Genomic DNA, 19271 nt, shown 5'->3' on the forward strand with positions numbered 1-19271 from the left:
TGCGGGAATAGCTCAGTTGGTAGAGCACGACCTTGCCAAGGTCGGGGTCGCGAGTTCGAGTCTCGTTTCCCGCTCCATATTCAACAAAAACGCCGCTCATTGAGCGGCGTTTTTGTGTGCGCGGTTTTTGTATGCCCAGAAGGCTGGCGGCGGTTCAGCTGCCCAGGCTGTGTATCAGTTGGTCGAGTATTTGAGCGGTTTCAGCGTCGAGTATCGGTTCTATTGCACACGGCACCTTGAGCTGGTGTGCCTGGCGGTATTCGCTGGGTGTGCAGTTGGCGAACTGCTTGAAGGCGCGCGCGAAGTAGGACGGGTCCTTGAACCCGGCTTCATAGCCGATGGTGGTGATGGGCATCTGGCTGTTGTCGAGCAAATCCTTGGCGTAGTTCATGCGCTTGTTCAAGACATAATCCATGAAGCCAAGCCCGTTGGCCTCCTTGAACAGGCGGCTGAAGCGGAATGCGGTCATGCCGAAGCGCTTTGCCAGGTCCCTCTGGTCGATGTTCTCCGTAAAGTGCTGGTCGATGTACAGCAGTATGTTGTTCAGCGCCTGGTGTTTCTGGTGTTCTGAGGTCAGGCGGATGCTGCCAGGCAAGGTCGGAGCGTGGTCGATCTGCGACGTCTTGCCCTGGCCGTTGCGACGCAGTTCGCAGAGTTGCAGCAGGGCCGTCAGGTAACGGTTCTTCTCGGCACTGGTGAGGGGCAGCACCATGTATTCCCAGACACTGGAGCGCATGGCCCATACGGCCAGCTCTTCGGAGTGCTGCACGGTGAACATGGTGATCGGAATCTTGGGCTGGGTGTGCTTGATTTCCAGCAACAGCCGCAGGCCAGCTGTATCGGGGCGATCGAAGTGCATGCAGATCATGTCGGCCTGTTCCCCGATGGAAAACATCGAGTCTTTGGCGGGTCTGCAATCGCAAGTCCCCACGAACTGGTTGATGAGTTCATGGGTGGAGCGATCATGGGTCAGATCGAACCATAACAGAGATGGTCGCTTGCTCGCGTTGGACGTCATATTTCTCGCTCTGAGGTTCGTCTCCCTACGCTCAGTAGTATTGACAATGTGTTATCACTTCGCAGACTAAATCCTGATAAGAGAATCGGTATTTAGTTCTATGGGTGCTATGTGTCGGTGTGTCGGCGCAACGCCGGTGCCGGGTGGCGGATGCTACGTACTTTGGCTGCACCCGGCATCCGCCGCTGGTCGCTTGCGAATCAGTGACAGTGACATTCGCGAACCATTCTTTTCCTCCTTTCATTCTCCCTGTCCGTTCGCAAGCGGCGTGCATGGCATTTTGCAGTGCCTGCAAAAAAGTCCTAACGAAGTGCAAAAGACTCCTAACGGCTTGGCTGGGACCTGACTAGGGTAGCAACAGGCAGTGCAAAACGTGCTGTCCCCCGGAAGAACAACATTCGAGAAAATGAGGTGGGCAAAATGACTCTGCAAACAATCAAGGCTTCGGTACTGAAATTCGCCAAAGACGAAGATGGTCTGACCATTGTGGAATACGCGGTGGCGGGTGGGTTGATTACGGTATTGGTCGCCGCGGCATTCGTTCTTTTAGGCGAAGCGGTGGAAACACAGATCACGGCGCTGTGCCAGGCTGTTAACGGTAACGTTGCGTGCTAATAACAACCACGCATGTTGGGGGAAGGCGCTGCGAAGTCCACAACTGAATAACTCACTGGACTTCGCGCGACCTCTGCCCATGGATTTTCTGAGCGATGTAGTTACGAATCCGAGGAATACAACATGACTCTGCAAACAATGAAAATGTCAGCTCTGAAGTTTGCCAAGGACGAGGACGGCCTGACCATTGTGGAATACGCGGTGGCGGGTGGGTTGATTACGGTATTGGTTGCCGCGGCGTTCGTTCTTTTGGGTGAAGCGGTTGAAACCCAGATCACGGAGCTGTGTCAAGCCGCTAATGGCAACGTTGCGTGCTAATAACTATCTTGCACGTTGGGGCTGCAAGACGAAGTCCATGGAGTAACCGGTGTAACGTTTCGCTAATAGCACCACCGGATAACCCAATGGACTTCGCACTTTCTCTTTCAGCGGACTTTCTGTTCGGTATAGCCAGGAGTCCGAGGAATGCAAAATGATGCCGCAAACCGTTAGAGCTTTATTGCTGAAGTTCACCAAAGATGCGGATGGCCCGATCTATGGAGTAAGCGGCAGCGGGCAGTATGCAGGTCATGAATAGCAACTTAGCGTGCTAACGAAACTTCCCGGTCGGGAGAGACGAGATGTCCACAGAACTGCTGGTTTCTACTGTTTTACTGATCGGGCTGCTGGGCATCGCGGTGGTGAGCGACCTGCGTCGCCACCGTATTCCCAACCTGCTGATTCTGGTGGGCCTTGCCCTCGGGTTGGCCGGTCAGACCTATTCAGGCGGTGTAAGCGGATTGGGCGACAGCCTGTTGAGTGTGCTGATCTGTTTTGCACTGTTTCTACCCATGTACGCCCTGGGCGGCATGGCCGCCGGCGACGTCAAGCTGATGGCCATGGTCGGCAGCTTTTTACCGGTCCACTACGCCTTGTGGGCTGCCTTGTTCAGCCTGATAGCCGGTGGAATCTGTGGCTTCCTGATCGTGCTGGTGCGTGGTCAGTTGGTGCAGACCCTGGGACGCTACTGGCTGATGCTCAGGGCACAGGCCTATATGGCGCCGGCCTCGAATGAAGTGGCGGGCAGACCTTTTCCTTATTCCGTCGCCATTTTGCTCGGAACCTTGAACAGCGTTCACTGGCAACTCTTTGCCAGCGGACTGGGAGTTTAGTCATGCACGTCATCGTCGATAGCGATGCCTACCCCAGCGAACGGGATGCAGTACAGCGCCTGGCGCCTCAGCCTTGCACGATCCGCGACACGGGCCTGGCAGAGAGTTTTCTCGGTGAACTGGTGTGCAAGCACTTGTATGACGCCGGTGTGCTGGACATGTCCCGGTTGGTGGATCGCCTGGCGCTGACCGGCGCCGTGATGGAAGAGATCCTGGGCTTTCTGCGCAAGGACGGTCGTGTCGAAGTGTTGGGTCAGACGGGTGGACAATCGCTGCGTTATGGCTTGACCGAGCGTGGTCGCAGTGCCGCTCGCGATGCCTTGTCCCGTAGCGGTTACATCGGTGCCGCTCCTTTCCCGGTCAGTTCCTACCGCTCGCTGCTGAAATTGCAGACCATTCACCACGGACGCATCAATGCCGACGATATGCGCGCCGCCCTCGCGGGGGTGGTGCTCACGGAGCGCATGCTCGATCAGTTGGGCGTGGCCATGAACTCCGGGCGGGCGATCATGATTTATGGTCCCGCGGGTACCGGCAAGACCTATGTCAGCAGTCGCTTGATCCGTCTGTTCGCCGAGGCGATCTGGGTGCCTCACGCCATTGCGATCAATGAGGCGGTGATCGAGATCTATGACCCCCAGGTGCATCAACGCCTGGATGACAAAGGCCAGCAGGGCAACCTGATGCTCAACGAAGGCATCGACCGTCGACTGCTGTGCTGCAAGCGACCGATCGTCATCACCGGCGGTGAGTTGAGCATGGAGCAGCTGGATGTGCGCTATGACCCCTTCACGCGTCAGTATCAGGCCGCCTTGCAACTCAAGGCCAGCAACGGCCTGTTCATCATCGACGACATGGGGCGCCAGCGCATGGCGCCGGCCGAACTGCTCAATCGCTGGATCGTACCGATGGAGGAAAAGCGTGACTTCCTCAACCTCGGCGGCGGGCGCCATTGCGAGCTGCCCTTTGACCTGATCCTGGTGTTTTCCACCAACCTCAATCCCCTGGAGCTGGCCGACGAGGCGTTCCTGCGGCGCATTGGCTACAAGCTGCAATTCGGTTACCTGAAACCTGAAGAGTACGAACGGATCTGGCAGCAGGAAAGCGAGCGTTTGGGCATTCGTCATGATCCCTTGCTGCTGCGCTATGTGCTGCAGCGGCTGTATGCAAGCGAAGGCATGCCCCTGGTGCCTTGCCATCCCCGCGACCTCCTGAACATGGCGCTCGATCGCCAGCGCTACATGGGCGGTTCCGGAGCACTGTCCCCGCAAGAGTTGGAGTGGGCCTGGCACAACTACTTCGTCCAGCTCGACTTTCTTTGATAAGGAGATACAGACATGAGCTCTCGTACTCTTAGCCTGATTGGCGTTTCCCTGGTCTTGGGTCTGGGGGCCGCGTGGATGGCCGACAGTTGGCTGAGCAAACGACTCAATGCCAGCCCGGATGATCATCTGCAAAGCGTGGTAGTCGCCACGGTGGAGATTCCATTTGGGCAGTTGGTCGAGGCCCAGCACATTTCGACGGTGCGCATGCCGATGGATACAGTGCCGGATGATGCCTTCGACTCCACCGACAAGGTGCTGGGCAAGATTGCCACGTTCGACATCCTGCGCGGCGATATCGTGCGCGGTGCACGGGTCAGTGAGCACTTGGGCGGCAGCACCCTGGCGTCGCTGATTGCCCCTGACAAGCGTGCCGTGTCGGTACGGGTGGACGATGTGGTGGGGGTGGGCGGGTTCCTGTTGCCGGGTAACCGGGTCGATGTGCTGGCGACCAAAAACGCGAATGCGGGCGGCACCACACCTGCCAAAACCATCCTCGAAAACCTGCGGGTGCTGGCGGTGGACCAGACTGCGGGGACCGACAAGACGCAACCGGTCGTGGTGCGTGCGGTGACGCTCGAGATGTCGGCTACCGAGGCCGAGACTCTGGTCACGGCGCAGTCCGGAGGGAAGTTGCAACTGGCACTGCGCAACCCGCTGAACCTCGATAAAAAAGTCGCCGCTACAACTCCGCCGTTGCCGGCCGTGGCCCAGGTCACCCCTCCTGTTGCGGCGGCGCCAAAAGCCGTGACGCGCCGTAGTGGTCCAGCAGACGTCACCATTATCCGCGGAATTGAATCCAAGGTCGTCATCGTACGTTGATACGGCGCAGGGCGCCCGGGCATCTGGCTAAGGGCGCACCGAGGCGGATCATTACCGGTAAACGAGGGCTTGATGATGAATCTCCAGACTCAGTGGTCGCTCATGGCGACGGCAAGGCGCCAGAAAGGCGCGGTGAGCGTCTTGATGGCGATTTCGCTGGTGGCAATTACCATGATGGCCGCCCTGGCGCTGGATGGTGGTCACATGCTGCTGAACAAGACCCGCCTGCAGAACGCCGTGGATGCGGCGGCCCTGAGTGGCGCCAAAACCCTGAGTCAAGTGGCGGGCGGGAGCAATGTCGCCAGCACCACGCGAACTGCCGCGCTCAGAACGCTGACACTAAATGCCGGTGCCGAGGGTAACGACGAGTTGGAGGCGAAGGTAGGCGGCAGTCCGGAGGACTTTGCGGTAGTGGAATTGGCCACCAAAGTCGACGGACCGTTTGACTACCCCGGGCCGACCGATGCCAAGTTCGTTCGGGTCTCGGTACCTAGTTATCAACTGACAGGCTTTTTCTGGGGCGCTGTCCAGGCATTGGGCGCTGGCGGCCTGGGGGACAAAGCGGTGGCGGCGATTGCCACCGCCGGCCCCAGCCCTACCAGCCCCTGTGATCTCGCACCGCTGATGGTGTGTGGCAACTCGGCTGCATACGACCCGGACGCGGGGATGTTCTGGGGTTACCACTTTGGAGACCCGGTAGTTTTGAAAACGGCAGCGGGCGATAAATCGCCCATTGGCCCGGGCAACTTCCAGTTGCTCGATTTTGGTTCCGGTGGCAAGAGTGTCGAGGATGGCCTGGCCGGAGGAATCAAGGTGTGCCCAGGGGACACTGTGAAGACTGAACCGGGCAACAAGGTCGGCCCCACCTCCCATGGCTTGAACACCCGCTTTGGTATTTACAAAGGCCCGGTTAATGCTTCGGATTATCCGCCGGACCTGGTGACCACTTCCAGCCAGCCCGGGTTGAAAGCCAACGGCTTGGTACCGGAGTACCTGGGACAAACTGTCACCTCAAGCGATGGTAGCCTCTCGGCCGGCGGCATCGGGATACTGGACTACAACGACTGGCGTGCAAGTACGGCCGACTGTGTGGCCGGTGTCGGCAGTTGTCAGAGCGGTGGGGTGTTCGAGCGCCGGATGCTGAAAGTCGTGATTGGCAACTGCACCGGGAAGGATGGCGGATCCAGCTCGATTCCCGTCCTGGGCTTTGGCTGTTATTTCGTGGTGCAGCCAGTCGACGACGGTGGGAAGGATTCGGAGATCTTCGGACAGTTCGTGCAAGAGTGCGAAGGTGACAGTGTTGCCGGTCCTGAGCCGTCGACCAATTCCGGTCCGCAGATCATCCAGCTGTATAAAACCTACATCGACGACCCGGATGACCCCAATAGCGTTATTCCGAGCACTGATTCCTAGGAGGCGTCATGGCACTTCACGCTTTCAAGCGAGCGCAGAACCAGCAAGGCCTGGCCTTGGTGGAGTTCACCCTGGTCCTGCCCTTGTTGCTGTTGCTGTTGCTGGCCCTCGGCGAGTTCGGTCGCATGCTCTACCAGTACAACGTACTGCTGCAGGCCAGCCGTGATGCTGACCGTTTTGTTGCCAGCCAGGCCTGGAACTCGACGCTGGGTGCGGTGGTGCTAAGCGACCCGCTGAAGGCCCAGACGAGAAATGTTGCAGTGTATGGTGTGCCCAGTCAGGCCGGGGACGAGGTCTTGTCAGACCTGGAAATAAACGATGTGGTAGTCGAGGCCGTGGGGACCGACCATGTGCGGGTCACCATCACCTACAACTTTTGCCCGGTGATCGGCGCCGGCAATTGTACCGGAACGATGCCGGGTTTCTTTGGCAACGCGTTTTCACTGGGTATCCCGCTGGTCGCCACGACTGTCATGAGGGCACTGTGATGAACCGCAAACAGATGCGCGGCACCTATGTCGTGGAGTTCGCTTTCGTTGGCCTGCTGGTATTCACGCTGTTATTCGCGGTGGTGGAAATGGGACGCCTGTACTTTACGGTCAGTGCGCTCGATGAAGCCGTGCGACGTGGGGCGCGCCTGGCGGCGGTATGCGATATCAGCGATCCGGTGGTATTGCGGCGGGCGATCTTCAATGCGGCGGAGGACGCGGGGACGAGCCAGTTGATTGGCAATCTGGGCACCGACAACCTGACGCTGACTTATCTGACTGAGGGCGGTGCGCAGGTGGCCAACCCCTCCGATACCAGCGGCGTCAATGGCTTCCGCGCCATTCGCTATGTCCAGGTGAGCTTGCAGAATTTCGTTTTCAATCTGTTCATTCCAGGGTTCGGTGTGCCGATTACCTTGCCTGTGTTCAGGGCGACCTTGCCGCGCGAAAGCCTCGGGCGTCGCTCCGATTCGACGGAGAAAACACAATGCTGAGTACAAAGGATATCCCGCTATCTACTGCAACCGGCAAATCCGGGCTGCGCCTGCTGATCAGCAGTCGTGATGCCGTGTCGTTGCGTGACTTGCAAAGCGTCTGCCAGCGGCTGCCTGGCCTTGAGGTGAGTACGCGGCTGGTGAGCAACGGCCACGTCGACCCGCTCTATGGCCTGGAGCGCCTACCCGACCTGCTGCTGGTGCGTGTCAGCCATTTATGGCGTGAAGAATTGTCGGCGCTGCTCCAGCGTCCGGCCAGTGAGCGTCCGCCGATGCTGGTGTGTGGCTCATTGAGTGAGCAGGACGGCATGCGCCTGGCGATGCAGGCCGGCGCCCGTGACGTGTTGCCGGAACCGCTGGTCGAGACTGAACTGGTCGCGGCCCTGAACCGCCTGGTGACAGAGATCCGGGCCGGTAGCGAGGGTGAGGGCAAACTGGTCGCGATAATGGGCGCCAAAGGCGGGTCCGGCACTACCTTGCTGGCCTGCAACCTGGCCCAGCAACTCAGCACCAGAGGTGGCACTACCTTGCTGCTGGACCTGGACCTGCAATTTGGCAGCGTGACCCATTACCTGGATGTGCAGCAGTCGCACAGTCACCTGGAGGTGTTGCAGCAGATCAAGGGCCTGGATGCGGTGGCGCTTCGCGGGTTCTGCAGTCACTTCAGCCCGACCCTGCATGTGCTGGGTGGCCGGGCGGGCGAGCTATGCCTGCCGCAGGATGCCCATACCGACCAGCTCGATGCGCTGCTGCAGTTGGCTCGAACCAGTTATGACTGGGTGGTGGTCGACCTGCCACGGCAAATCGATCACCTCACCAGCTCTGTACTGGAGCAGGCGGATCGTGTGTTTGTGGTGGCACAGCAGAGTGTCAGCCACTTGCGCGATGCCAGTTCCCTGGTGCGGATACTGCGCGATGACCTGGGGGTACGGGGCGAAAACCTGCAGGTGGTGGTCAATCGCTTTGACAAGTCCGCCGCCGTCAGCGTCAAGGACATTGGCGAGGCGCTGCGCTGCGCGAATCTGTTGAAACTGCCTAACGATTTCAACGCGGTCAGCCAGAGTCAGAACACCGGCGTCCCGTTGGGTTTGTGTGCGCCACGGTCACCGATCACTGTTGCGCTGAATCAGATGACAGACGAGTTGGTCGGTGTCCAGATAAGCAACAAACGGGGCTTACTCAATCGCGCCTTCCACCGTCTTTTCAGGGGATGAATCATGCTCAACGACATTCGTAATCGCTTGCGCAAACAGTCCGGAAAACCGGTCACCTCGCTGCATGGGCAACAGGACGAAAACCTGGAAGACCCGGCTGCAGAACTGATGGCGTGGGAGCGTGCAGCTCCGGACATTGTTTATGAGACCCGAAGCCAGGTCACCGTGGTGGAGGCCGAGTGGCGGGAAAAGATCTATCAGCAGCTACTCAAGGTCATGGACCTGTCGTTACTGGATACCCTTGAACAGGCCGATGCCGCACGACAGATCCGCGAGATTTGCCAGCGCCTGCTCGATGAACATTCTGCGCCGGTAAGCTCTGCCAGCCGCCAGTTGATCATCAAGCAGATCACCGACGAGGTGCTGGGGCTTGGCCCACTGGAGCCGTTGCTGGCCGATCACAGCGTGTCCGACATCCTGGTCAATGGCCATGCCTCGGTCTATGTCGAACGCTTCGGCAAGCTGCAGCGCACTGACGTGCGTTTTCGCGACGATCAGCATTTGCTGAATATCATCGACCGGATCGTTTCCAGTCTGGGCCGGCGTATCGATGAATCCTCGCCGTTGGTGGACGCCCGGCTCAAGGACGGTTCGCGGGTCAACGCAATCATCCCGCCGCTGGCCATCGACGGACCGAGCATGTCGATTCGCCGCTTTGCCGTGGACCTGCTCAATACCGACAGCTTGATCCAGGTCGGGACCTTGACCCCGGCCATTGCCCTGCTGCTCAAGGCGATTGTCCGTGGGCGCTTGAACGTGCTGATCTCCGGAGGGACCGGCAGCGGCAAGACCACGATGCTTAACGTGCTCTCCAGCTTCATTCCACTGAACGAGCGCATTGTCACGATCGAGGACTCGGCCGAGCTGCAACTGCAACAACCCCATGTGGTACGCCTGGAAACCCGTCCTTCGAATATAGAAGGGCGGGGCGAGGTGAGCCAGCGGGAGCTGGTGCGCAACAGTCTGCGGATGCGCCCGGACCGCATCGTTATCGGCGAAGTGCGGGGCGCCGAGGCGCTGGACATGCTGACGGCAATGAACACCGGTCACGACGGTTCGTTGACCACGATCCACGCCAATACCGCACGCGATGCATTGGGGCGTATCGAAAACATGGTGTCGATGACCGGCGCCACGTTCCCGATCAAGGCCATGCGTCAGCAGATTGCGTCGGCGATTGATGTGGTGATCCAGTTGGAGCGCCAGGAAGACGGCAAGCGGCGACTGGTCAGCGTGCAAGAGATCAACGGCATGGAAGGCGAGATCATTACCATGACCGAAATATTCTCCTTTGCCCGCCAGGGCATGGGCGAAAACGGCGAAGTGCTTGGCGAGTACCGGCCCAGCGGCATGATCCCGTCATTTCGCGATGTCTTGGCCAAGCGCGGTATCGAACTGCCGCTGACGATGTTCAGGCCTGAGTGGATGGAGGAGCGGCAGTCATGAACCAGATTCCCAGTGAATTCATTCTGGTCTTTCTCGGCATGGTGTTTATTGCCGTGTTCCTCCTGTCCCAAGGGGTGGTGGTGCCAGTGTTCGGCGAGGCCGGCAAGATGCGCAAGCGCATCCGTGGGCGTTTGCATGAACTGGAGAAGGTCAACCAGCTGCCGAACATGCAGACGGTGCTACGGCAGAAGTACCTCACGCGATTGTCTCCCATGGAGGCCTGGCTCGAGCAGTTGCCCTTCATGGAGTCCATCACCCAGATGATCGAGCAGTCCGGGCACGAGTACCGGGCCTATCGGGTGCTGCTGTTCGGGCTGTTGCTGGGGGGGGGCGCAGGTATTCTGGTGTGGATGATCTCTTCGGTCTGGTGGATGGCACTGGCAGTCTGCTTCGGGGTGTTCTGGCTGCCCCTGCTGAAGATTTCCCGTGACCGTGGCAAGCGTTTCGCGGCGTTCGAGGAGGGCCTGCCCGATGCCCTGGATGCCATGTGCCGGGCCTTGCGCGCCGGGCACCCGTTCAACGAAACCTTGCGCCTGGTGGGTGAGGAGCACAAGGGGCCGGTGGCGCATGAGTTCGGCCTGACCTTTGCCGACATCAACTATGGCAATGATGTGCGCCGGGCCATGCTCGGCCTGCTGGAGCGTATGCCGAGCATGACGGTGATGATGCTGGTGACCTCGATACTCATCCATCGCGAAACCGGCGGCAACCTGACGGAGGTGCTGGAGCGTTTGAGCCGGTTGATCCGCGGACGATTCCGCTTCCAGCGCAAGGTCAAGACCCTGTCGGCCGAAGGACGCATGTCGGCTTGGGTGCTGGTGGCCATTCCCTTCGTGCTGGCGATCGCGATTGTGCTCACCAGTCCGAGCTACATGCCCGTGCTGTTCAATGACCCCATAGGCCACAAGCTGATCATGGGCGCCTTCTGCGCCATGTTGATCGGGATTTTCTGGATACGCAAAATTATCCGGATTCAGGTTTAGGCGCCGGTCGCTACCGGGAGGTACAGATCATGGATTATTTGCTCGGGTTGTTCAGTCGGGTGACGGGTAACGAGGAGTTGGCGCGGCTGTTGTTCGTCGCTGCCATCGGTACCAGTACGATTCTGGCGGTGGTCACCGTGGCGTTGTTGTTGCTCGGTTTGCAAGACCCGGTGCAGCGTCGCCTGGCGCTGATCAAGCGTGGTGGTGCGGTGTCCGGGCAGGAGGCACCGGGCAACCTGCAACTGTTGCTGGAGCGGGTGGGGCAACGCTTTGGCTCGGCCGAATCGACCAAGGCCTCCGCGACCCAGATGCTGTTGATACATGCCGGCTACCGCTCGACTTCGGCGGTGCAGATGTACTGGGCGGCGCGCTTGCTGCTGCCGTTGGTGCTGATCGGTGTTGCGCTGCTGGTGTTACCGCTGATCAGTGGGCTCTCCCTGGCGTTGGGTATGCTGCTGGTGCTCTTGGTGGCGGGTATTGGATGGCTGGTGCCGGCATTCTATGTCAACAAGCGTAAACAGATGCGACAAGCCCGCTTGCGTGCTGCGTTTCCGGATGCCCTGGACCTGATGGTGGTGTGTGTGGAATCGGGCTTGGCCCTGCCCACAACCATTGAACGGGTGGCCGAGGAGATGGCGGTCAGTCAGATTGAGCTGGCGGAGGAACTGGCGTTGGTCAACGCGCAAATCCGTGCCGGGGTGACCAGTACCGAGGCTCTGAAACAACTGGCCGAGCGTACCGGGCTCGAGGATGTCCAGGGCCTGGTCAGTTTGTTGGCGCAGAGTATTCGCTTTGGTACCAGTGTGGCTGACACTCTGCGCATCTATGCCGACGAGTTCCGTGACCGGCGTACACAGGCGGCCGAAGAGATGGGCGCGAAAATCGGTACCAAGCTGATCTTCCCACTGATCTTCTGTTTATGGCCGAGCTTCTTCCTGGTCGCCATCGGGCCGGCCATGATCGGAGTGTTCAGGGCGTTCGGGAAAATGTGAGGCAGGCGTTGGCTGTTTGAGGGGTTTGCTATCGGAACATGGGGTGGAATAGGGGAGCGGAACATTCAATCCTGTCACCGTTGCGGCCCTGCGGCTGCCCCGCATTACCCTGTCCAGTCCTGAAACAGACTTACAGCCATTGCACCCTGACGCCCGATGCACAGCATCGGGCGTTTTGTATGTTGAGGGCGAGTGCGGTCGCTCCAGGCTGTAAAGGGTGATTGCCTCTCGCAGCATTCTCCGAGCCTGTCGCGATCACTTGCGGCAGGCTTGTCTTCAGCTGGTTGGGGTGACAGCGAAAGCGATGATGGCTGGCGCAAGCACGGGTGGCAGGCCCGCTTCCTGCGAACTCGCCACGGTGCTCACGCAAGACCTCGAACAAAGGATCCAGGTCTGGGCACTCTTGTCTTTAGCGCTGCTCGTGCATCAGTGAGAGCAGCTTGCGAGTGCCGATTGAGGCTTTGTGTCCTCGGATTTCACCCGCGATCGTTATGAGCTTCTCGCCTTTTCCGACCTGATCAACGACCGACAATTTAAACGTCAGCGAGTCATCTCGTTGGCCGAGCTTTGTATCCCTTCCCATTGCACTTTTCTGAGAAGGAAGCCTCAAGCTGAAAACTCAGCCAGCGCAAAAAAGTTGCCCCGGCCTGTTGGCCGGACAACATTGGAATACGCTTGTATTGAATGACGTCAGAGGCTGATGTGCCTCTGGCGTGACTCAGTCGCTGGTAATGTCTCCCGCCATATCCTGGTCATAAAACTCCGGAATCTTATAGGTGTAGCTATCGAGCCAGCGCTGCATGGCCAGGTCACGTTCGGTGGCCGAGGCGGTTTGCAGTTTAGGCGACGCCAGTACGCCGCGAATCTGCAGTTGCAACCATTGTTCCGTGCCTTGCTGTGGGACGGACGAGGGGCCCGGATCAATCGCCCAGGCGCTCGTGGACAGGCAGGTGATGCACATCAGAGCCAACTGTTTGGTCTTCATGTCAGTTCCTCGTAGGGTCTACTTGATCGCCGCCGTAGAGGCGCCGACCGCCTCTGCTACGCGATTGGGCGCGGGTTCCGTCGATTTACCCGAGGCCTTGAGCTTTTCCGCGCGAGCGTGAGCCTCCGAGACCTGGCTGGAGGTCAGGCTGGCGCGGGTCGCGAGTTCCGCGGCCTGCTTCCATTTATCCTGATAGATCAGCAGCGTGACCATGTTCAGGGCTGCCGGTGAATCTTCCTGCTTGAGCTCCAGGGCGGTCATGAACTCGAAGCGTGCTTCCTCTATCCGCCGTTGATTGAGGTAGACGACCCCCAGGTCATTGCGGATCTTCTCATCGGTGGGGTTCATTTTCGCCGCGCGCTCAAGGTGCGCTGTGGCGACCGCGTAATCACCGCGGGCAGCCGCCAACTGCCCCAAGCCATGTTCCCCTTCAGCGGTCAGGCAGGTGCCGATCAGGCTCTGATACAGCGGCCCGGCCTCGCTACGGCCGAGCATGCGCAGTACCCGCGCCTTGCGCAGGCGAACCTGGACCAGGTCATCCGGCAACCCGTCCAGGTTCGCCAGGCTGGCATACAGGCGGCCATCCTTGGCCATCTCTTCGGCCAGATTCAGCGACAACTCCTGGTCCGAGGTGGGCTTGGCGCAACTGGCAGGTTTCGAAGAGAAGCCGTTCGAGGCGCACCCAGCGAGCATCAAGCTCGCCGTTAGTGCAATGACTGCTTTCATCGAGTGTCCTCTGGTGATGCCCCCTTGAGTGCTCGGCCAGCGGTAACACGGCTCGTCGGCCAGGCGCTCAAGGTCAACGTCTTGACGGGGGAGGGTGAGAAAAGACCGATTCAGGCACCGGCTCATTGCGATAACCCGGTGCGTTTGTCGAAGTCGCCGTTTTCCAGGAAGAACATGCGGTAGAAATTCGGGTCGTAGTTGCGCAGTTGTTCGCCCGGCAACGAAGGCAGCTTCGCGTTGGCGGCCAGCGGCTGGACCAGGTGTGGCGTAACGATCATCAGCAGCTCGCGCTCTTCGCGGTTGATGGCGTTGTCACGGAAGAACGCGCCGAGCACCGGAATGTCGCCCAGTCCAGGAAACTTGTTCACTTGAGAGGAGTTGCGACTGCTGATCAAGCCGCTGATGACGAAGCTTTCGCCATCGGCCAGCGAGATGCTGGTATCGGTGCGTCGTATGGTGAGCGCCGGCACGGCGGTCCCGGCGATTTGCACGGCGTTGCTGAAGTCCAGTTCACTGACTTCCGGCGCCACTTTCAGGGAGATGCGATCACGCCCGATGATGGTGGGGGTCAGGGTCAGGCGGATACCGAACTCCTTGTACTCGATGGACACGTTGTCGCTGCCCGAACTGGGCACCGGGATCGGCACTTCACCACCGGCGAGAAAGCTTGCGCTCTGTCCGCTCAAGGCGACCAGGCTGGGCCGCGCCAGGGTGTAGGCGAAACCGCTGCCTTCCAGGGCGTTGATCATCACCAGGGTTTTGCCACCGAGATAGGAGAGGTTGAACGAATCGTTGTTGAATGGCAGCCTGGGCTGGACGATGCCGTTGATGGTGGGCACGGTTCTTGGCGAGCCGAACAGGAAGTTGCCGCGTTCTCCGAAAATCGAGGCCGAGGCTTCCTTGAGTTTGGTACGGCTGACTTCAACGAAGCGGATGTCGGTCTGCACCTGGCTGGGCAACATTGAGTCGTCGGTAGGTCCCGTCGCCACACTGGTCAGTGCGGCGGTCGCCTTGCCCTTGACGAATATCATGCTTTGGCGTGGTGTGGGGGAGCAGGCGGTCCAGACCATCAGGCTGGTGGCACCCGGGGCGATACCCGTGAGGATGAAAGCACTACCGCTGCTGGTTTGCACGTCGGCGACTTTCGGGTCGCCCACCGCCAGTTGCGTCACCGGAACGGGCATGCGCAGCTCGCTCTGCAGCCCTTGGCCGACTTCATACACGGCGGGTAAATTGGCCAGTTGCGCGCAATTGCTCGGCGCAGCCTGGGCGGTATCCACACTAAGGCCCACCCACAGCAGGCCATGGAAAACTCGCTTGAAAGCGGGCAGGGTACGATAGTTCATTAAGTGCATCCTCGCTGAATACGTAGATTTTCCTGGGTGCTGTGCATAGCCGAGCCCCGGACACGGGTCGGGCCGACCGGTGAAGTGATCTCGGTAAACGGGATGAGAGTGAGAAATATTCCTGGGGACGGGAGCCGTGAGGCCTGGTTCACACGCCCGGTCAAGCCGACGGCAGTCAGGGGGCAAGCCAGGAACAAACGGGCCAGGATCATAGTGTGGTAGTTCCTTATGCCAATCCGCTAATTGATCACTGAACGAAACGTATGCGACTTGCACCAGCAAGACGTTCTCCTTGTTTGAAAGTAGTTCAAACAAGGCAAACCGCCATATTGCAAAGAAAAGCTTTCGTTAAAAAATCAGGAACACTTCTGAAAGCAGGGACTTGGGGAGAGGTGTTGCCACGGTTTCTGGGTCTTCTACGCAAAGTGGACAGCTTAGTTCAGGGATTTTCGGGCACGCTTTTTTTTATTCCACCGCTCAAAAAATTCGTACATCGAGCGGCATTGGTTGACGCGCGGTGATCCTTTTTCTACAGCGCAACAGCCCCCCCATTGCGGTAATGCTGTTCAGTTAAGGATAGGGTTGCTCAATGCATCCCCGTGGCGAGCGAGCTTGCTCGCGCTGGGCTGCAGAGCAGCCCCGAAAACTATCGTCGAGCTCGTTCTGAAAGACCGTAGTCGCTTTGTTGGGTGCGCTTCGCGCACCAGCGCGAGCAAGCTCGCTCGCCACGGGTCTCTCACCCGCTTCAAGCCTTTCTTAACTGAACAGCATTGCCCCATTGCGGGGTATTTCTACACGCCGTGCCGTTCTTCAGGTTGTTACCGAATGCACTGACTCGGTGCAAAACGCGATGGAGGTAACAGTCGCGAGCGCGCTGCAGTGCTCCTCGAAAATCGCTTCTCGATGCTTGATACCCTTATTCCAGAGCCTCTGATCTTGTTTTGTGCGGAGTGAATCAGCCAGTGGTTGATGAGTTGGCTGACTGATTGCATATGCTTGTACGTACAAGTAAGTGTATGTGCGTGGGAGTTGCCGGCAGGCACCGACGTACAGGACTGCTTAAAGCATGTGCTTGAGATGGGTTCGGGGTCGGAGGCGTTGCGTGCATTCCGGGAGTAGTACCCGCGCGCACAAGCGCCCTAGTGGTTTTCAGGAGTTGAATAATAATGAAAAAAACATTGCTGACCCTCTCTGCGCTGACGTTGTGCATGGCTACAGGCCTGGCAACGGCCAAGGAATACAAGGAACTGCGTTTTGGTGTCGATCCGTCCTACGCGCCGTTTGAATCCAAAGCGGCCGATGGCAGCCTGGTAGGCTTCGATATCGATCTGGGTAACGCGATTTGCGCCGAACTGAAGGTCAAGTGCAAATGGGTCGAAAGCGATTTCGACGGCACGATTCCGGGTCTGAAAGCCAACAAGTTCGACGGTGTGATCTCTTCGATGACCGTGACACCGGCCCGTGAGAAGGTCATCGACTTCTCCAGTGAGCTGTTCTCCGGCCCGACCGCGCTGGTGTTCAAGAAAGGCGCCAGCCTCAGCACCGACCCGGATTCCCTGAAGGGCAAGAAAGTCGGTTACGAGCAGGGAACTATTCAAGAGGCCTACGCCAAGAAAATACTGGACAAGGCAGGGGTGCAGACCCAGGCCTACGCCAACCAGGACCAGGTCTACGCGGACCTGATTTCCGGTCGCCTCGACGCCTCGATCCAGGACATGCTGCAAGCCGAACTGGGTTTTCTGAAGTCGCCGCAAGGCGTGGGCTTCGAGGTCAGCCCACCGGTCGACAGCGAGCTGTTACCCGCCAAGACCGCAGTGGGTATCGCCAAGGGCAATACCGAGCTCAAGGCCCTTATCGATAAAGGCATCAAGGCGCTGCACGATGACGGCACCTACGCCTCGATCCAGAAGATGCACTTCGGTGATCTGAATCTCTACAGCGGCAAATAACGCCCCGCGCCCGTCCCCGGATGGGCGCTTTTTTATCGCTATAGGTCCTCAATTATGTTCGAAGCTGTGCTACAGACACTCGGGCTTTCCGCATTCAGTTTGCAGGGTTTTGGCCCTCTGCTGCTGGAAGGCACCTGGATGACCGTCAAGTTATCGATACTGTCGCTGTTGCTGAGCGTTGTGCTCGGCCTGATCGGTGCCAGCGCCAAGCTCTCCAGCGTCAAGCTGTTGCGCATTCCGGCCCAGCTCTACACCACGCTGATTCGCGGCGTGCCGGACCTGGTGCTGATGCTGCTGATTTTCTACAGCCTGCAAACCTGGCTCACCAGTTTCACGGTGGTCATGGACTGGGAATACATCGAGATCAATCCCTTTGGTGCGGGGATCATCACCCTGGGCTTCATCTATGGTGCCTATTTCACCGAGACCTTTCGTGGCGCGATCCTCGCCGTGCCCCGTGGGCAGATGGAGGCGGCCACCGCCTATGGCTTGAGCCGCGCCCAGCGTTTTCGCTTCGTGGTCTTCCCGCAAATGATGCGCTTTGCCCTGCCGGGTATCGGCAACAACTGGATGGTGATTCTCAAGGCCACCGCGCTGGTGTCGATCATCGGTCTGGCCGATCTGGTCAAGGCGGCCCAGGACGCTGGCAAAAGCACCTATCAACTGTTCTTTTTCCTGGTGTTGGCGGCGCTGATCTACCTGGTGATCACCAGCGCGTCGAACGTTGTCCTGCGCTGGCTTGAACGGCACTACGCGGCAGGCACCCGGGAGGCTGTACGATGATTGAACTCATGCAGGAATACTGGAAACCGTTTTTCTATAGCGACGGTTACCACATCACCGGCCTGGCCATGACCCTGTGGTTGCTCAGTGCCTCGATCCTCATCGGTTTCCTGGTGTCGATCCCGCTGTCCATCGCCCGGGTTTCCGACAGGTTCTACGTGCGTCTGCCGGTGCAGTTCTACACCTACCTGTTCCGCGGGACGCCGCTCTACATCCAGCTTCTGATCTGCTACACCGGGATCTACAGCCTGGCGGCGATCCGCGCGCAGCCGGTGCTGGATGCGTTCTTTCGCGATGCGATGAACTGCACCATCCTGGCGTTTGCCCTGAACACCTGTGCCTACACCACGGAGATTTTTGCCGGGGCGATTCGCAGCATGGCCCACGGCGAAGTCGAAGCGGCCAAGGCCTATGGTCTGACCGGCTGGAAGCTGTATGCCTACGTGATCATGCCCTCGGCATTGCGTCGTTCGCTGCCGTACTACAGCAACGAAGTGATCCTGATGCTGCACTCGACCACCGTGGCCTTTACCGCGACCATCCCGGACATTCTGAAAGTCGCCCGCGACGCCAACTCCGCGACCTTCCTGACCTTCCAGTCGTTCGGTATTGCCGCGTTGATTTACCTGGCGGTCACCTTTGCGCTCGTCGGCCTGTTCCGACTGGCTGAACGCCGCTGGCTGGCCTTTCTCGGCCCGGCTCACTAAGACTTCCCGTTGAGGATGCTTGCGCACATGTACAAATTGACGATTGAAGACCTGCACAAGAGTTACGGCAACCACGAAGTACTCAAGGGCGTTTCGCTGAAGGCCAATACCGGTGATGTGATCAGCCTGATCGGCGCCAGCGGTTCGGGCAAGAGTACCTTCCTGCGCTGCATCAATTTTCTCGAGACCCCCAACGACGGCGCCATGAGCATGGACGGCAAGCCGATTCGCATGGTCAAGGATCACCACGGCATGCGCGTGGCGGACGATGCCGAACTGCAACGACTGCGCACGCGCCTGGCGATGGTGTTCCAGCATTTCAACCTGTGGGGCCACATGACCGTGCTGGAAAACATCACCATGGCCCCGCGCCGGGTGCTGGGCGTGAGTAAAAAGGACGCTGAAGAGCGTGCTCGCCGTTATCTGGACAAGGTCGGCCTGCCCGCCCGGGTCGCGGACCAATACCCGGCATTTCTCTCCGGTGGCCAGCAGCAGCGCGTGGCTATTGCCCGGGCATTGGCCATGGAGCCGGAAATCATGCTGTTCGACGAGCCGACCTCGGCCCTGGACCCGGAACTGGTGGGCGAAGTGCTCAAGGTGATCCAGGGGCTGGCCGAAGAAGGCCGGACGATGATCATGGTTACCCACGAAATGAGCTTCGCGCGCAAAGTGTCCAACCAGGTGCTGTTCCTGCATCAGGGGCGGGTCGAGGAACAGGGCGCACCAGAAGCGGTGCTGGGCAATCCGAAGAGCGAGCGTCTGCAGCAGTTCCTCAGCGGTAACCTCAAGTAACAGGCCGCGCTGTCAGGCCGGAGAG

The 19271-nt window shown here is 59.2% G+C and carries 20 protein-coding genes and 1 tRNA gene; 17 read left to right on the forward strand and 4 right to left on the reverse strand.

All coding sequences use genetic code 11. The features are described from left to right. Position 1 precedes the first annotated feature (1 nt). Positions 2 to 77: transfer RNA gene (locus AC3WQN_RS00005), tRNA-Gly, on the forward strand. A gap of 77 nt (positions 78 to 154) precedes the next feature. Here the strand turns inward: AC3WQN_RS00005 and AC3WQN_RS00010 are convergent. After that, the gene (locus AC3WQN_RS00010) at positions 155 to 1018 is read right to left on the reverse strand and encodes an AraC family transcriptional regulator (protein ID WP_103399401.1); all 864 of its coding nucleotides are present in this window, start codon (positions 1016 to 1018) and stop codon (positions 155 to 157) included. A 420-nt stretch (positions 1019 to 1438) separates the two neighbouring features. On the opposite strand from AC3WQN_RS00010, the gene AC3WQN_RS00015 reads away from it, so the two are divergent. The 12 genes from AC3WQN_RS00015 to AC3WQN_RS00070 all read left to right on the forward strand — a co-directional run bounded on the left by AC3WQN_RS00015 (position 1439) and on the right by AC3WQN_RS00070 (position 11958). Further along, on the forward strand, positions 1439 to 1633 hold the full coding sequence (locus AC3WQN_RS00015; protein ID WP_095143779.1) for a Flp family type IVb pilin: 195 nt from the start codon (positions 1439 to 1441) through the stop codon (positions 1631 to 1633). A gap of 123 nt (positions 1634 to 1756) precedes the next feature. Continuing rightward, positions 1757 to 1951: a Flp family type IVb pilin gene (locus AC3WQN_RS00020; RefSeq protein ID WP_095143778.1), complete on the forward strand. Its 195-nt coding sequence runs from the start codon at positions 1757 to 1759 to the stop codon at positions 1949 to 1951. A gap of 302 nt (positions 1952 to 2253) precedes the next feature. Beyond that, positions 2254 to 2784: an A24 family peptidase gene (locus tag AC3WQN_RS00025; RefSeq protein WP_103399400.1), complete on the forward strand. Its 531-nt coding sequence runs from the start codon at positions 2254 to 2256 to the stop codon at positions 2782 to 2784. Positions 2785 to 2786: 2 nt separating this feature from the next. Beyond that, positions 2787 to 4106: a DUF8689 domain-containing protein gene (locus tag AC3WQN_RS00030; RefSeq protein WP_103399399.1), complete on the forward strand. Its 1320-nt coding sequence runs from the start codon at positions 2787 to 2789 to the stop codon at positions 4104 to 4106. A 15-nt stretch (positions 4107 to 4121) separates the two neighbouring features. Further along, positions 4122 to 4928 (forward strand): Flp pilus assembly protein CpaB, encoded by an 807-nt coding sequence (cpaB, locus tag AC3WQN_RS00035; protein ID WP_103399398.1) that lies wholly within the window; start codon positions 4122 to 4124, stop codon positions 4926 to 4928. Between the two features lie 72 nt (positions 4929 to 5000). After that, entirely contained in the window at positions 5001 to 6341 is a 1341-nt protein-coding gene (locus AC3WQN_RS00040) for a TadE/TadG family type IV pilus assembly protein (protein WP_103399397.1), read from the forward strand. 8 nt (positions 6342 to 6349) lie between these two features. Then, complete coding sequence (locus tag AC3WQN_RS00045) at positions 6350 to 6829, forward strand: TadE/TadG family type IV pilus assembly protein (RefSeq protein WP_103399396.1); 480 nt, start codon at positions 6350 to 6352, stop codon at positions 6827 to 6829. After that, positions 6829 to 7323: a TadE/TadG family type IV pilus assembly protein gene (locus AC3WQN_RS00050; protein WP_103399395.1), complete on the forward strand. Its 495-nt coding sequence runs from the start codon at positions 6829 to 6831 to the stop codon at positions 7321 to 7323. Before AC3WQN_RS00045 ends, AC3WQN_RS00050 begins: the two co-directional genes overlap by 1 nt. Next, positions 7317 to 8537 carry an AAA family ATPase gene (locus AC3WQN_RS00055; protein WP_103399394.1) on the forward strand — a complete coding sequence of 407 codons (1221 nt, stop codon included), beginning with the start codon at positions 7317 to 7319 and terminating at the stop codon, positions 8535 to 8537. The genes AC3WQN_RS00050 and AC3WQN_RS00055 overlap by 7 nt, the downstream gene beginning before the upstream one ends. A 3-nt stretch (positions 8538 to 8540) precedes the next feature. Next, positions 8541 to 9983, forward strand: a complete 1443-nt coding sequence (locus AC3WQN_RS00060) for a TadA family conjugal transfer-associated ATPase (protein WP_103399393.1) — start codon at positions 8541 to 8543, stop codon at positions 9981 to 9983. Continuing rightward, positions 9980 to 10966 carry a type II secretion system F family protein gene (locus AC3WQN_RS00065; protein WP_103399392.1) on the forward strand — a complete coding sequence of 329 codons (987 nt, stop codon included), beginning with the start codon at positions 9980 to 9982 and terminating at the stop codon, positions 10964 to 10966. Before AC3WQN_RS00060 ends, AC3WQN_RS00065 begins: the two co-directional genes overlap by 4 nt. A gap of 29 nt (positions 10967 to 10995) precedes the next feature. Beyond that, on the forward strand, positions 10996 to 11958 hold the full coding sequence (locus AC3WQN_RS00070; protein ID WP_103399391.1) for a type II secretion system F family protein: 963 nt from the start codon (positions 10996 to 10998) through the stop codon (positions 11956 to 11958). 718 nt (positions 11959 to 12676) lie between these two features. Here the strand turns inward: AC3WQN_RS00070 and AC3WQN_RS00075 are convergent. From AC3WQN_RS00075 to AC3WQN_RS00085, 3 genes are all read right to left on the reverse strand, one after another. Continuing rightward, positions 12677 to 12943, reverse strand: coding sequence for a DUF3613 domain-containing protein (locus AC3WQN_RS00075; protein ID WP_103399390.1), 267 nt, complete (start codon positions 12941 to 12943; stop codon positions 12677 to 12679). A gap of 18 nt (positions 12944 to 12961) precedes the next feature. Further along, on the reverse strand, positions 12962 to 13669 hold the full coding sequence (locus AC3WQN_RS00080; RefSeq protein ID WP_103399389.1) for a tetratricopeptide repeat protein: 708 nt from the start codon (positions 13667 to 13669) through the stop codon (positions 12962 to 12964). Between the two features lie 122 nt (positions 13670 to 13791). Further along, positions 13792 to 15015, reverse strand: coding sequence for a type II and III secretion system protein family protein (locus tag AC3WQN_RS00085; protein ID WP_103399388.1), 1224 nt, complete (start codon positions 15013 to 15015; stop codon positions 13792 to 13794). A gap of 1166 nt (positions 15016 to 16181) precedes the next feature. Here AC3WQN_RS00085 and AC3WQN_RS00090 point away from each other — a divergent pair. Genes AC3WQN_RS00090 through AC3WQN_RS00105 form a run of 4 tightly spaced genes read left to right on the forward strand, consistent with a single transcriptional unit; the run spans position 16182 to position 19246 of the window. Further along, the gene (locus AC3WQN_RS00090; RefSeq protein ID WP_103399384.1) at positions 16182 to 16964 is read left to right on the forward strand and encodes a transporter substrate-binding domain-containing protein; all 783 of its coding nucleotides are present in this window, start codon (positions 16182 to 16184) and stop codon (positions 16962 to 16964) included. 54 nt (positions 16965 to 17018) lie between these two features. Then, on the forward strand, positions 17019 to 17747 hold the full coding sequence (locus AC3WQN_RS00095) for an ABC transporter permease (protein WP_095078789.1): 729 nt from the start codon (positions 17019 to 17021) through the stop codon (positions 17745 to 17747). Beyond that, positions 17744 to 18454, forward strand: a complete 711-nt coding sequence (locus AC3WQN_RS00100) for an ABC transporter permease (RefSeq protein WP_103399383.1) — start codon at positions 17744 to 17746, stop codon at positions 18452 to 18454. The genes AC3WQN_RS00095 and AC3WQN_RS00100 overlap by 4 nt, the downstream gene beginning before the upstream one ends. Before the next feature lie 27 nt (positions 18455 to 18481). Continuing rightward, positions 18482 to 19246 (forward strand): ABC transporter ATP-binding protein, encoded by a 765-nt coding sequence (locus tag AC3WQN_RS00105; protein ID WP_103399382.1) that lies wholly within the window; start codon positions 18482 to 18484, stop codon positions 19244 to 19246. The last annotated feature ends 25 nt before the right edge of the window (positions 19247 to 19271 follow it).

The organism is Pseudomonas sp. FW300-N1A1, assembly GCF_058789115.1.